Annotated in this window: 13 protein-coding genes; all 13 read left to right on the top strand. The window is 56.3% G+C overall.

Annotated elements, in window-relative coordinates; all coding sequences use genetic code 11:
- Window positions 1–385 precede the first annotated feature (385 nt).
- Window positions 386–736 carry a flagellar transcriptional regulator FlhD gene (gene flhD / locus HX773_RS11500; protein WP_008102850.1) on the top strand — a complete coding sequence of 117 codons (351 nt, stop codon included), beginning with the start codon at window positions 386–388 and terminating at the stop codon, window positions 734–736.
- The gene (gene flhC, locus HX773_RS11495) at window positions 736–1314 is read left to right on the top strand and encodes a flagellar transcriptional regulator FlhC (protein WP_008102852.1); all 579 of its coding nucleotides are present in this window, start codon (window positions 736–738) and stop codon (window positions 1312–1314) included. The genes flhD and flhC overlap by 1 nt, the downstream gene beginning before the upstream one ends.
- A 132-nt stretch (window positions 1315–1446) precedes the next feature.
- Window positions 1447–2334, top strand: a complete 888-nt coding sequence (gene motA / locus HX773_RS11490; protein ID WP_007891047.1) for a flagellar motor stator protein MotA — start codon at window positions 1447–1449, stop codon at window positions 2332–2334.
- On the top strand, window positions 2331–3362 hold the full coding sequence (gene motB, locus HX773_RS11485) for a flagellar motor protein MotB (protein WP_176971589.1): 1032 nt from the start codon (window positions 2331–2333) through the stop codon (window positions 3360–3362). Before motA ends, motB begins: the two co-directional genes overlap by 4 nt.
- Before the next feature lie 10 nt (window positions 3363–3372).
- On the top strand, window positions 3373–5343 hold the full coding sequence (gene cheA, locus HX773_RS11480) for a chemotaxis protein CheA (protein ID WP_176971588.1): 1971 nt from the start codon (window positions 3373–3375) through the stop codon (window positions 5341–5343).
- Window positions 5344–5365: 22 nt separating this feature from the next.
- Window positions 5366–5863, top strand: a complete 498-nt coding sequence (cheW, locus tag HX773_RS11475; protein WP_008102858.1) for a chemotaxis protein CheW — start codon at window positions 5366–5368, stop codon at window positions 5861–5863.
- Window positions 5864–6032: 169 nt separating this feature from the next.
- Window positions 6033–7712 (top strand): methyl-accepting chemotaxis protein, encoded by a 1680-nt coding sequence (locus HX773_RS11470; RefSeq protein WP_176971587.1) that lies wholly within the window; start codon window positions 6033–6035, stop codon window positions 7710–7712.
- Between the two features lie 317 nt (window positions 7713–8029).
- Window positions 8030–9691 (top strand): methyl-accepting chemotaxis protein, encoded by a 1662-nt coding sequence (locus tag HX773_RS11465; RefSeq protein WP_176971586.1) that lies wholly within the window; start codon window positions 8030–8032, stop codon window positions 9689–9691.
- A gap of 226 nt (window positions 9692–9917) precedes the next feature.
- A complete protein-coding gene (locus HX773_RS11460) occupies window positions 9918–11594 on the top strand; it encodes a methyl-accepting chemotaxis protein (RefSeq protein WP_176971585.1) in 1677 nt (558 codons plus the stop codon).
- Window positions 11595–11697: 103 nt separating this feature from the next.
- Complete coding sequence (gene cheR / locus HX773_RS11455) at window positions 11698–12573, top strand: protein-glutamate O-methyltransferase CheR (protein ID WP_008102867.1); 876 nt, start codon at window positions 11698–11700, stop codon at window positions 12571–12573.
- A complete protein-coding gene (locus tag HX773_RS11450; protein ID WP_008102868.1) occupies window positions 12570–13619 on the top strand; it encodes a chemotaxis response regulator protein-glutamate methylesterase in 1050 nt (349 codons plus the stop codon). The genes cheR and HX773_RS11450 overlap by 4 nt, the downstream gene beginning before the upstream one ends.
- A 39-nt stretch (window positions 13620–13658) precedes the next feature.
- The gene (gene cheY, locus HX773_RS11445; RefSeq protein ID WP_008102871.1) at window positions 13659–14048 is read left to right on the top strand and encodes a chemotaxis response regulator CheY; all 390 of its coding nucleotides are present in this window, start codon (window positions 13659–13661) and stop codon (window positions 14046–14048) included.
- Between the two features lie 9 nt (window positions 14049–14057).
- Complete coding sequence (gene cheZ / locus HX773_RS11440) at window positions 14058–14699, top strand: protein phosphatase CheZ (RefSeq protein WP_008102872.1); 642 nt, start codon at window positions 14058–14060, stop codon at window positions 14697–14699.
- Window positions 14700–14704: the final 5 nt, after the last annotated feature.

Genomic DNA, 14704 nt, shown 5'->3' with positions numbered 1-14704 from the left:
AAAAATAGACAACAGAAAAGCGCTGCTGAAGGTTTAGAGAAAAAATTTGCCTTAAAAGTGTGACGTAGATCACACTTTATCTAAAATTTCGCGCCACTCACGTTGTATGTGGAAATCAGACGATATAGATTTGCCTTGTTTTCAGATTAGTCTTAAAAAACTGTAAGCAGACGTCACGGAAGATGGTTACAACTCAAGCAAAGAATGGCCTGGAGTTTTGATTACTACAGATCAGTGTCCTGACTAAAAGAGCAACAGTCAGGAGCACGTTGGCTCAAGCCTGATTATTTTTTGCCATCTTTAGATTTACCAACCAGCAGCCCGAACCATAGAACAATTTAATTCTGTGGCCGTATATGTGTCGCGTCTATCAGGATGGAAAAAAATGGGTACATCAGAATTACTAAAACATATATATGACATCAATTTGTCATATTTGCTTCTTGCTCAGCGTTTAATTAACCAGGAAAAAGCTTCAGCAATGTTTCGTTTAGGCATCGATGAATCGATGGCCGATGCATTGTCGCAATTAACCTTACCTGAGATGGTAAAATTAGCGGAAACCAACCAACTGGTTTGCCAGTTCCGATTTACCGATCACAACCATATTAATCGTCTGACTCAAGAGTCACGCGTGGATGACTTGCAGCAAATCCACACCGGTATTTTATTATCCAGCCGCCTACTGCGGAATGCGTCTAAAGATGACGTCTCTGCGAAGAAGAGGGCCGTTTAATGACCGAAAAAAGTATTGTTCAGGAAGCGCGTGATATTCAGCTGGCAATGGAGCTGATTACATTGGGCGCACGACTGCAAATGCTGGAGAGTGAAACGCAGCTGAGCCGTGGTCGCCTGATTAAACTCTATAAAGAGCTGCGTGGTGCGCCACCACCGAAAGGCATGCTGCCATTCTCCACCGATTGGTTCATGACCTGGGAACAAAACATCCACTCTTCTATGTTCTGTAACGCCTGGCAGTTCCTGCTGAAAACCGGCTTGAACAGTGGCGTTGAAGCGGTAATCAAAGCTTATCGCTTGTATCTTGAGCAGTGTCCGCAATCGGACGAGGGCCCGCTGTTGGCGCTAACGCGTGCATGGACCCTGGTGCGATTCGTTGAAAGTGGCATGCTGGAACTGTCTGACTGTAAGTGCTGTGGTGGAAGCTTTATTAACCACGCTCATCAGCCCGTTGGCAGCTTTGTCTGCAGCCTGTGCCAGCCGCCATCACGTGCCGTAAAAAGACGTAAACTTTCTGCAGATTCTGCCGATACCTTTCCACAACTGCTGGATGAACAGGTTAAACGCGCCGTTTAAGTTTGTTCGCATCGTGGAAAACATCCAGCAGCGGTTAATACCGCTGCTTTTTTTTTGCCTGCGATAAACGAATAACACCTGCGGCTCTCTGGCTTAACTTCCATCAACACGTTACGGACGTAAGGATTTTTTGTGCTGATAATTCTGGGTTATATCGTGGTCGTCGGCTCCGTGTTGGGCGGCTACGCGATGGTCGGCGGACATTTAGGCGCGCTATATCAACCGGCGGAGCTGATCATTATCGGCGGTGCCGGTATTGGTGCCTTTTTAGTCGGCAATAATGGCAAATCGATTAAGAAAACATTAAAAGCGCTGCCATTGTTAATGCGCGGCTCGAAATATAACAAAGCGGTATACATGGATTTAATGGCGCTGCTTTATCGCCTGATGGCGAAATCCCGTCAGCAAGGCATGTTGTCATTAGAACGTGACATTGAAGATCCCAGCCAGAGTGAAATTTTCGCTAACTATCCGCGTATTTTGTCCGATAAACAGTTAGTCGATTTTATTACCGATTATTTGCGTTTAATGGTCAGCGGAAATATGAACGCCTTCGAAATTGAAGCGTTGATGGATGAAGAGATTGAGACCTACGAGCACGAGTGCGAAGTCCCCGCGCAAAGTATCTCGGCGGTGGGTGATGGCTTACCGGCGTTCGGCATTGTCGCGGCGGTAATGGGCGTGGTGCACGCACTGGCGTCAGCCGACCGTCCGGCGGCCGAACTGGGTGCGTTAGTGGCGCACGCGATGGTCGGTACTTTCCTCGGGATTTTGCTGGCCTACGGCTTTATCTCTCCGCTGGCGTCGGTATTGCGTCAGAAATGTGCCGAAACCACCAAGATGATGCAGTGCGTGAAGGTGACGTTGCTCTCCAGCCTCAACGGTTACGCGCCGCAAATCGCGGTGGAATTTGGTCGTAAAACGCTGTACTCCGCAGAACGTCCATCGTTCTCGGAGCTGGAAGAGCACGTGCGTAACGCCAAGAACCCGGCGAAACAAACTTCGGATGAGAATTCATGAAAGCAGGCAATCGCCCCATTGTGCTGGTTAAAAAGCGCAAACATAAAGGTCACCATGGGAGCCACGGTTCGTGGAAGATTGCCTATGCCGACTTTATGACGGCGATGATGGCGTTCTTTATGGTGATGTGGTTGCTCTCCATCTCCAGCCCCAAAGAGTTGGTCCAGATTGCGGAATACTTTAAAACGCCGCTGAAAGTGGCGTTGACCGGCGGTCAGCGCAGCAGCGACAGCGAAAGTCCGATCCCCGGCGGCGGCGACGATCCGACGCAGCAGAAGGGGGAAGTGAAGAAGATTGTCGATATGGATGCGCAGAAGAAGAAGCTGGAGGAGATCCGCCTGAATCGCCTGCGTGAAAAGCTCGACCAACTGATTGAAGCCGATCCGCGTCTGAAAGCGCTGCGTCCGCACCTGATCATCAACATGGTCGAAGAGGGACTGCGCATTCAGATTATCGATAGCCAGAACCGCCCGATGTTTAAAACCGGCAGCGCGGACGTGGAGCCTTACATGCGCGACATCCTGCGCACTATCGCGCCGGTACTGAATGATATTCCGAACAAAATCAGCCTCGCGGGTCACACCGATGATTTCCAATATGCCAACGGCGATCGTGGCTACAGCAACTGGGAACTGTCGGCGGATCGTGCCAATGCCTCACGGCGCGAGCTGGTGATTGGTGGCCTCGACGGCGCCAAAATGCTGCGTGTGGTCGGCATGGCCGACACCATGAAGCTGAAAAACCGTGGTGCTAATGATGCAGTCAACCGCCGCATTAGCCTGCTGGTGTTGAATCACGACACCGAAGCGGCGATTGAAAAAGAGAATGCCGAGAGCGATGCCGTTCAGGTGAGCGACCCGGCGCAAATTATTCCCGACATTACCGCACCCGCTGTACCGGCTGCGTCGACTGCCCCAACAGGTTCCACTGCAACACCGGCTGCGCCGGCTGCTGCAACGGCCCCTGCGGCAGCGGCGGCGCCCACGGCGAGCGTGGTGACACCAGACCAACCCTCACAGCCGAGGTGATCCCGTGAGCATGGACATCAGCGATTTTTACCAGACGTTTTTCGATGAAGCCGATGAGCTGTTAGCGGATATGGAGCAACACCTGTTGGGACTTGATCCCCAGGAGCCCGATTCCGAGCAGTTGAATGCCATCTTCCGCGCCGCCCACTCCATCAAGGGCGGAGCCGGTACGTTTGGCTTTACGGTTTTACAGGAAACCACCCACATCCTGGAAAACATTCTGGATGGTGCGCGCCGCGGCGAGATGCAGCTCAGCACCGATATCATCAACCTGTTTTTGGAAACCAAAGATATTATGCAAGAACAGCTCGATGCCTATAAAACGGCGCAGGAGCCGAATGCAGAAAGCTTTAAATACATCTGCGAAGCGCTGCGTCAGCTGGCACTTGAAGCGAAAGGCATTGCGCCTGAAACGCCCAAAGTCGCCGAAGTGGTTGAGATTGCTGCACCGGCGGCAGCCGCAGGTCTGCGCCTGCAACTGGTTGACCTGAAAGAAAAAGAGCCGGAGCTGATGCTGGAAGAGCTCGGCAACCTCGGCACCGTCAGCAATGTGGTGAAAGGCGCCAATTCGCTGGAAGTCACCATTGATGGCGTCGGCAAAGATGACATCGTCGCGGTGCTCTGTTTTGTGCTGGATGAAGCACAGATTCACTTCCCGACAGGCGCGACGGCCGTTGCCGAAGCCCCGGTAGCTGAAGTGGCTGCTGAACCGGTGCAAACCGCCACCGTCACCGATATCACGCCAGCGGTGAAGCGCGAACCTAAACGTGCTGCCGCACCGGCCAAAGGCAGCGAATCCAGCAGCATCCGTGTTGCCGTTGAGAAAGTTGACCAGCTGATTAACCTGGTTGGCGAACTGGTGATCACCCAATCGATGCTGGCGCAGCGCTCCGGCGCGCTGGATCCGGTGGCGCATGGCGACCTGCTCAACAGCATGGGTCAGCTGGAGCGTAACGCCCGCGATCTGCAGGAATCGGTGATGTCGATTCGTATGATGCCGATGGAGTATGTCTTCAGCCGCTTCCCGCGTCTGGTACGCGATCTGGCCAGCAAGCTGGGCAAAGAAGTGGAACTGACGCTGCTCGGCAGCTCAACCGAACTGGATAAGAGCCTGATTGAACGCATCATCGATCCGTTAACGCATCTGGTGCGTAACAGCCTCGATCACGGTATCGAAACCCCGGAAAAACGTCTGGCCGCGAATAAAACCGCCGTCGGCAACCTGACGCTGTCGGCGGAACATCAGGGCGGCAACATCTGCATCGAAGTGATCGATGACGGTGCCGGTCTGAACCGCGAACGTATTCTGGCTAAAGCGCTGTCGTCTGGCCTGCCGGTCAGCGAAAGCATGAGCGATGAAGAAGTCGGCATGCTGATCTTCGCGCCGGGCTTCTCCACCGCTGAGCAGGTTACCGACGTGTCGGGCCGCGGCGTGGGCATGGACGTGGTGAAACGTAATATTCAGGAGATGGGCGGTCACGTCGAAATCTCCTCGAAGCAGGGCAAAGGCACCACCATTCGCATCCTGCTGCCGCTGACGCTGGCGATCCTCGACGGCATGTCAGTGCGCGTGGCTAACGAAGTGTTCATTCTGCCGCTTAACGCGGTGATGGAATCGCTGCAGCCAACCGCAGAAGAGCTGAAACCGCTGGCCGGTGGCGAGCGCGTGCTGGAAGTGCGTGGCGAATATCTGCCGCTGGTAGAACTGTGGAATGTGTTTGAGGTGCAGAACGCCAAAACCGACGCCACGCAAGGCATCGTGGTGATTCTGCAGAGCGCAGGCCGTCGCTATGCGCTGCTGGTTGATCAGCTGATTGGTCAGCATCAGGTGGTAGTGAAAAACCTGGAAAGCAACTATCGCAAAGTGCCGGGCATCTCTGCCGCCACCATTTTGGGCGATGGTAGCGTGGCGCTGATTGTGGATGTCTCAGCACTGCAATCGTTGAACCGTGAAAAGCGTGTGGCCGGTGCCGCAGCGTAATAGATAACGAAAGGGTAAAAAAATGACTGACATGGCAACCGTGACCAAAATCGCTGGCGAAACCGTGGGCCAGGAATTCTTAGTTTTCACACTGGGTGACGAAGAGTACGGCATCGACATTCTGAAAGTGCAGGAGATTCGCGGTTACGATCAGGTAACCCGCATCGCCAACACGCCGGAATTCATCAAAGGCGTCACCAACCTGCGCGGCGTGATCGTGCCGATCATCGACCTGCGCGTGAAGTTCTCGCAGCCGGATGTGGTGTACAACGAGAACACCGTGGTGATCGTGCTGAATCTTGAGCATCGCGTGGTGGGTATCGTCGTTGATGGCGTTTCTGACGTGCTGTCGCTGACGCAAGAGCAGATTCGTCCTTCACCGGAGTTCGCGGTCACCATGTCCACCGAGTACCTGACTGGTCTGGGCGCGCTGGGTGAACGCATGCTGATTCTGGTCGACATCGAAAAGCTGCTGAGCAGCGAAGAGATGGCGCTGGTGGACAACCTGCGTACCGCATAATCCCCGCAACGGGCCGCGCTGCTGCGGCCCGTTATCATCACCTGCGTGAATTAATTCCTTACAAATCAACAATAAAGCCGCAAAAAACTTCTGCAATATCCCTCAATCTTCTCTGCCTTTGGTCGATAACTGATCGGTACGATTTTTTCTTCATTTTCCAGGGCAAACTATGTTTACGAGAATCCGCGTTGTCACCAGCTTATTGCTGGTGTTGTTGGTGTTTGGCTTTTTACAGCTGGCATCCGGCTCACTGTTTTTCAAAGCGCTGAGCGATGACAAAAACAGTTTTAACGTTTCACAACTGGCGAGCAAAAACACCGCCGCCATCAACGACGCCTACATGAGCCTCAATCAGAGCCGTGTGGTGTTAACCCGCATTCAGCTGCGCATGGCAACCAGCAAACTGACCGGCAGCGAAGCCGATATTGCCGGCTTGTATGACGACAGCAAATCTTTCCAGAAAGATGCCGCCGATAACTACCAGCTGTTTAAAGCCACGCCGGACACGCCGGGACAGGATGCCGCGCTCAACAAACGTCTCGATGAAACCTATTCCGCCTATGCCAGTGCGCTAGGCCAGATGCAGGATGCGCTGGTGGCAAAAGATCTCGATCAGGCGGCCAAAGTGCCGGTTGCGCCGAGTCAAAACGCCTTCCTGAAAGAGTATCGCCAATGGCGTGCCGATCAGGATCGCCTGACCGCGGCGGGCGTCGAAGCCAACAGCTCAGCCTACGATCACATGATCTGGCTGTTAGCGGCAGTGCTGGCGATTGTGGTGGCGGTGATTGTGCTGTGCTGGTTTGGCATGCGCAACATCCTCATCAAACCGCTGAACGACAACATTCAGCATATTCAGCACATTGCGCAGGGCGATTTGACGCAGAGCATCGCGGTCGAGGGACGCAATGAAATGAGCCAGCTGGCGGAAAGCCTGCATGAGATGCAGCAGTCGCTGGTGCGCACGGTAAGTGATGTGCGTGACGGTTCGGATGCCATCTTTACCGGAGCGAGCGAAATCTCTGCGGGCAACAACGATCTCTCGGCACGTACCGAAGAGCAGGCGGCTTCACTGGAGCAGACCGCCGCCAGCATGGAGCAGCTGACCGCCACCGTGAAGCAGAACGCCGAAAACGCGCGTCAGGCGTCGCAGCTGGCGTTGAGTGCCTCCGAAACCGCGCAGAAGGGCGGTGACGTGGTGCAAGGCGTGGTGCGCACCATGAGCGACATCGCTGGCAGTTCGAAGAAGATCGCCGACATCACCAGTGTTATCGATGGCATCGCTTTCCAGACCAATATTCTGGCGCTGAACGCAGCGGTAGAAGCGGCGCGCGCCGGTGAGCAAGGCCGTGGATTTGCGGTGGTCGCGGGTGAAGTGCGTAATCTGGCCCAGCGCAGTGCGCAGGCGGCGAAAGAGATTAAAGGGCTGATTGAAGATTCCGTCAGCCGCGTCAACAGCGGATCTGAACTGGTCGGCACCGCCGGTGAAACCATGAGCGATATCGTTAATGCGGTCACGCGCGTCACCGACATCATGGGCGAAATTGCCTCGGCGTCGGATGAGCAGAGCCGTGGTATCGATCAGGTTGGCCAGGCGGTGACGGAGATGGATCGCGTGACGCAGCAGAACGCCTCGCTGGTGGAAGAGTCTGCGGCGGCGGCGGCCTCGCTGGAAGAGCAGGCGAGTCGCCTGAGCCAGTCGGTAGCAGTGTTCCGCGTACCGCGTGCGGCACAAGCGCAGCCGCAGGCCAGAAGCGGCGTGCGTCATCCGCAGATCGCACCACCCACCCTCGGCGCACCGCGTAAAGCGCTGACTGCGGCGGCGGGGGACAGCAACTGGGAAACGTTTTAACGCTCGGAGTGGTCGGTCCCTCACCCCGGCCCTCTCCCGCAGGCGGGAGAGGGAGACGCTGCCACATGTAGGCTCGATCGGTTCCCTCTCCCACTTGTGGGAGAGGGTTAGGGTGAGGGACAAACCGCACCACCCAATGCGCCTTTATCGCTCACCCGATAAAGGCGCATTTTTTTTACTGTTAATTTCTTTAGTTATAAAACACTGCAATCATGCTCAAACGCAGAATTTTAATTCGTAAAGTAGCTTAAGCACCCTGAAAAATTCAGATTGCCGGTCGATAACTGGGGAAGCCGAAACGCATCCCTGGAGATCCCATGTTAAAACGAATCAATGTAGTGACCAGTTTAATCGCCGTATTGCTGGTGTTTGGCGCTTTACAATTACTGTCGGGTGGCCTGTTCTGGTCCGCCTTACAAAAAGATAAAGAGGCGTTTGCGGTAGCGCAGATCTCCTCCAACAACGTTGGCGCCATGTCCGATGCCTGGATTGAACTGAACCAAACCCGCACCGTGCTCAACCGCGCCATGTTGCGTATGCAGGGCACCATGGCCGCGCAGTCGAATGGCGGCCAGCTGAGTGCCTTAATCGCCCAGACGGAAAAACAGCTCAATGTGGCTGCCGGTCACTATCAGCGCTACTACGACTTGCCGGCCACGCCGGGCTTGCCGGATGCGCTGCGCGATAAGCTGGAAGCGAACTACGCCGCCTTTAACGACGGGCTGAAAGCGATGCTGGATCGCCTGAAAGCCAACGATCTGCAGGGCATGTTTGCGCAGAACATCGAAGCTAAACAGGTCGCGATGAAAGCCACTTACGAAGAGTGGCGGACTGAGCAAAGCACATTGGCGGCAGAAGGCGTGGCGCAGAATCAGCGCGCCTTCCACACCATGATGTGGCTGCTGGCGTCGGTGGCGCTGGTGGTGATTGCGGTGATCGTTGGCTGCTGGTTCGGCCTGCGTAGCGTGCTGATTCAGCCGCTGCATCAGCTGCTGGCGCATATTCGCCATATCGCCGCGGGCGATCTCACACAAAATATTGTGGTGGAAGGGCGCAATGAGATGAGCCAGCTGGCGGGTAGCCTGCATGAGATGCAGCAGTCGCTGGTCAGCACCGTGGGCAATGTGCGTGACGGTTCCGATGCGATTTTCACCGGTGCCAGCGAAATCGCCGCCGGGAATAACGATCTGTCGGCGCGTACCGAAGAGCAGGCCGCCTCGCTGGAGCAGACGGCGGCCAGCATGGAGCAGCTCACCGCCACGGTGAAACAGAACGCCGAGAATGCGCGTCAGGCATCGCAGCTGGCGCTGAGCGCGTCGGATACCGCGCGTAAAGGCGGCGAGGTGGTCGATGGTGTGGTGCGTACCATGCAGGATATCGCCGGCAGCTCGAAGAAGATCGCCGACATTATTAGCGTGATCGACGGCATCGCCTTCCAGACCAATATCCTGGCGCTGAACGCGGCGGTAGAAGCGGCGCGTGCCGGTGAACAGGGCCGTGGTTTTGCCGTGGTGGCCGGTGAAGTGCGTAACCTGGCGCAGCGCAGTGCGCAGGCGGCGAAAGAGATCAAAGGCTTGATCGAAGACTCAGTGAACCGCGTTAACAACGGTTCTCAGCTGGTCGGCACCGCCGGAGAAACCATGAATGATATCGTCGGCGCCGTCACGCGCGTCACCGATATTATGGGCGAAATCGCCTCGGCGTCGGATGAGCAGAGCCGGGGTATCGATCAGGTGGGACAAGCGGTGACCGAGATGGACCGCGTCACCCAGCAGAACGCCTCGCTGGTGGAAGAGTCCGCTGCCGCCGCCGCATCCCTGGAAGAGCAGGCGAGCCGCCTGAGCCAGTCGGTATCGGTGTTCCGCATTCCGCGCGCCTCACAGGCGCAACCGAAGGCGAGCATGGTGCGTCAGACCGCCAGCGCACCGCGCAAAGCGGCGGCCACGCCGGTGAGTGAGGGGAACTGGGAGACGTTTTGAGTTTTGAGTCGTTTGCCCCTCACCCTAACCCTCTCCCACAAGTGGGAGAGGGAACTGTCCGAGCCTGCATGTGGCAGCGTCTCCCTCTCCCGCCTGCGGGAGAGGGCCGGGGTGAGGGACAGCGAGCACCCATCAACCCCCCGCTGGTCCAACCCCTGCGAACACACATAAAGATCCCCTCAGGAACGCCGATAACTGGAGCGATCCGCCAACCAATGAGGTGTTTATGTTTAGTCGTATTCGTGTTGTATCCGGCCTGCTGTGCGTGCTGGCGCTGTTTGCCTTACTGCAGCTGTTCTCCGGGGGAGTTTTTTATTCCACGGTGAAAGCCGATAAAGATAATTTTGCCTATAACCAGCGCCTTAGCACGCTGCAACGGGCGATGGGCACCTCATGGGTATCGCTGGTTCAGGCGCGTAACACGCTGAACCGTGCAGGGATCCGTTATCTGCTGGACAGTCAGCAGGCTGGCTCGGGCGCAACCGTGAAAGATCTGGTGGCGCTGGCGAGCGAGGAGTTGAAGAACGCTGACGTAGGGTTTGCCGAATTTAACGCCAATCTGTCTGAAAAGGGCAAATCGGCGGAAAACGTGCTGACGCTGCAAGCCAACTACAACGCCTATCGGGGTGCATTGGGTGAGTTGATCGATTTCCTCGGTAGCGGAAATTTCAAAGGATTTGTCGATCAGCCGACGCAGGGATTCCAGGACAAATTTGCCAGGGATTACAACGCATGGCTGAGCTACAACATTGTGCTCGCCAATCAGGGCATTGAAGCCAATGACGCGGCGTATAGCAAATCCATCATGCTGGTGGTCGGCACGCTGCTGGTGACCTTGCTGGTGATTGCGCTGGTGTGGAACGGCATGCGTACGGTGCTGATCCGTCCGCTGAAGCAGAGCATCGAGCACATTCGTCACATCGCACGCGGTGATTTGACGCAGCAGGTGGAGATCACGGTGCGCAACGAGATGGGCGAGCTGCTCACCTCGGTGCAAGAGATGCAGCAAGAGCTGGCGCGGACGGTGCGTACCGTGCGTGACGGTTCCGATGCGATCTACACCGGTGCCAGTGAAATCGCCATGGGCAACAACGATCTCTCTTCGCGTACCGAGCAGCAAGCGGCTTCGCTGGAAGAGACCGCTGCCAGCATGGAGCAGTTAACCGCCACCGTGAAGCAGAACGCCGAAAACGCCCGTCAGGCGTCGCAGCTGGCGCTCACCGCCTCGGAAACCGCGCAGCAGGGCGGCAAAGTGGTGGATGGCGTGGTGACCACCATGAAAGAGATCACTGGCAGTTCGAAGAAAATCGCTGACATCATTAGCGTGATCGATGGCATTGCCTTCCAGACCAATATCCTCGCACTGAACGCCGCGGTAGAAGCGGCGCGCGCCGGTGAGCAGGGCCGTGGATTTGCCGTGGTAGCGGGCGAGGTGCGCAGTCTGGCACAGCGCAGCGCGCAGGCGGCGAAAGAGATTAAAGGATTGATCGAAGATTCGGTCAGCCGCGTCAACACCGGTTCCGTGCTGGTGGAGAGCGCCGGGGAAACCATGACCAACATCGTGAATGCGGTCACGCGCGTCACCGACATCATGGGCGAAATCGCCTCGGCGTCGGACGAGCAGAGCCGTGGTATCGATCAGGTCGGTCTGGCGGTGAACGAGATGGATCGCGTAACGCAGCAGAACGCCGCGCTGGTCGAAGAGTCGGCGACTGCGGCGGCCGCGCTGGAAGATCAGGCGAGCCGACTGAAACAGTCGGTTGCGGTGTTCAATATAGGTAAAGAATTTGTCGTTCAGGCCGTTAACGTATCTACAGCGGCAAAAAATTTGCGTTCCGGCACGCCAAAAGCACTGGCACCGGCAGGCGCACGTAGCACTGACGATAACTGGGAAACCTTTTAATCCTTGTGGCCGCCGCAAGGCGGCCCATGAGAATGGCGCGACTGGCAGCACAGTAGCAACCGCAGTATCACAATTTAAACAGTTTGTTGCCGGGTGACCTGAAATGAAGAAATCGACGTTATTGGATCAAAGTGAAGCGACCACGCTGCTCTCGCAAATGGTGCAGCGGTTACCGCTCTCAGATACGCATTTTCGTCGCATTAGCCAGCTGATCTATCAGCGCGCGGGCATTGTGCTGGCCGACCACAAACGCGAGATGGTTTACAACCGGTTAGTGCGTCGTTTGCGCATGCTGAATATTGATGACTTTGGCCGCTATCTGGCGCTGCTGGAGCAAGACCAAAATAGTGCGGAGTGGCAGGCGTTTATTAACGCGCTGACCACCAACCTGACCTCTTTCTTCCGCGAGGCGCATCACTTCCCGATCCTCGCGGATCATGCGCGTAAGCGCACGGGTAATTACAGCGTGTGGAGCACCGCCGCCTCAACCGGCGAAGAGCCGTACTCCATCGCCATGACGCTGGCGGAAACGCTGGGCACCGGTCCGGGTAAATTCCAGGTCCATGCCAGCGATATCGATACGCAGGTGTTAGAGAAAGCCGTGGCGGGCGTGTATCGCCAGGAAGAGCTACGTACCTTGTCGCAGTCACAGCTGCAGCGCTTTTTCCTGCGCGGCACCGGTCCGCACGAAGGCATGGTGCGCGTGCGTTCCGACCTCGCCAACATGGTGAACTATACGCAACTGAATTTACTGGCTAACGACTGGGCGTTGCCGGGTCCGTTCGACGCGATTTTCTGTCGCAACGTGATGATCTATTTCGATAAAGAGACGCAGGAACAGATTCTGCGCCGTTTCGTGCCCCTGCTGAAACCCGGCGGTCTGCTGTTTGCCGGGCATTCAGAGAACTTTAGTCAGATCAGCAAAGAGTTCTGGCTGCGTGGACAGACAGTCTATGGACTGAGCAAGGAAAGACGATGAGCAAAATCACCGTGATGTGCGTGGATGACTCTGCGCTAATGCGACAGTTGATGACCGAAATCATCAACAGCCATCCCGATATGGAGATGGTCGCGAGTGCGCCAGATCCGTTGGTGGCGCGGGATTTAATCAAACAGTACAACCCGCAGGTATTGACGCTGGATGTGGAGATGCCGCGCATGGATGGCCTCGATTTCCTCGAGAAGCTGATGCGCCTGCGTCCGATGCCGGTGGTGATGGTCTCCTCGCTGACCGGTAAAGGTTCAGAAGTGACGCTGCGCGCGCTGGAGTTGGGTGCGGTGGATTTTGTCACCAAGCCGCAGCTCGGCATCCGCGAAGGCATGCTGGCGTATAGCCAGATGATTGCCGACAAGATCCGCGCCGCCGCGCGCGCCAAGCTGCATGTGCGTGCCTCCACGCCGATGCCGGTCACGCTGAAAGCGGGTCCGCTGCTGAGCAGTGAAAAGCTGATCGCCATCGGCTCGTCCACCGGCGGCACCGAAGCGATTCGCCATGTATTACAGCCGTTGCCAGCCACCAGCCCGGCGCTGCTGATTACCCAGCATATGCCGCCAGGCTTTACCCGCTCGTTTGCCGAGCGACTGAACAAGCTGTGCCAGATCACCGTGAAAGAAGCGGAAGACGGCGAGCGTATCCTGCCAGGCCACGCCTATATCGCGCCGGGCGCCATGCATATGGAGCTGGGCCGTAGCGGGGCTAACTATGTGGTGAAACTGAATGACGGTCCGCCAGTGAACCGACACAAGCCATCGGTGGATGTGCTGTTCCGTTCGGTGGCAGTGCACGCAGGACGAAATGCGGTGGGTGTGATCCTGACCGGGATGGGTAACGACGGCGCGGCCGGGATGCTGGAAATGCATCGCGCGGGCGCCTGGACCATCGCGCAGGATGAAGCCAGCTGTGTGGTATTTGGTATGCCGCGCGAAGCGATTGCGATGGGCGGCACCAGTGAAGTGGTCGATTTAGGCCACATCAGTCAGCACATGCTGGCGAAAATTAGCGCCGGACAGGCATTGCGAATTTAACGAGCCCGTCCTGCTGGACGAGACAACACGGGAGTAGATATGGCTGATAAAAATATGCGCTTTTTGGTGGTGGATGACTTCAATACGATGCGTCGTATCGTCCGTAACCTGCTGAAAGAGCTTGGATTCAATAACGTCGAAGAAGCAGAAGATGGCGTCGATGCCCTGACCAAACTGCGTGCGGGTGGCTTTGATTTCGTGGTCTCCGACTGGAACATGCCAAACATGGACGGTCTGGAGCTGCTGCAAACCATTCGTGCTGACGCCACGCTGAACAAACTGCCGGTGCTGATGGTGACCGCGGAAGCGAAGAAAGAGAACATCATCGCGGCCGCGCAGGCGGGCGCCAGTGGCTACGTGGTGAAACCGTTCACGGCGGCCACGCTGGAAGAGAAGTTAGGCAAAATATTCGAAAAACTGGGTATGTAAGGAGATGTGATGAGCGACCTTCCGAAATCAACCGAAGAAGCCTCGGCACACGACATTATTACCCGCATCGGCTCACTGACGCGCATGTTGCGTGACAGTCTGCGTGAGCTGGGGTTAGACCAGGCGATTGCTGAAGCGGCGGAAGCCATTCCTGATGCGCGTGATCGTCTGGATTATGTTGTGCAAATGACGGCGCAAGCGGCAGAACGTGCGTTGAACTGCGTTGATGCAGCGCAGCCACACCAGGACCAAATGGAAGCCGGCGCCAACCAGCTGAAAGGCCGTTGGGATGCGTGGTTTGAAAATCCGATTGAACTGACAGATGCGCGCGAGTTGGTTTCGGATACGCGCCAGTTCCTGACTGACGTTCCGGGACACACGTCGTACACCAATAAGCAGTTGCTCGAAATCATGATGGCGCAGGATTTCCAGGACCTGACCGGTCAGGTAATCAAGCGCATGATGGACGTGATCCAGGAGATCGAGCGTCAGCTGTTGATGGTGCTGCTGGAGAATATGCCAGAAGCCAACGCCGCGGCGCGTAAAGAGGGCAACAGCCTGCTGAACGGTCCGCAGATCCACGCCAATGCACCCGGCGTGGTGGCGAACCAGGATCAGGTTGATGACCTGCTGGATAGCTTAGGGTTTTAAACACG

It is taken from the genome of Pantoea sp. B9002 (assembly GCF_013385945.1).
Taxonomy (GTDB): domain Bacteria; phylum Pseudomonadota; class Gammaproteobacteria; order Enterobacterales; family Enterobacteriaceae; genus Pantoea.
The sequence above is the reverse complement of the archived record's forward strand: the minus strand, read 5'-3'. Positions and strand labels throughout refer to the sequence as shown.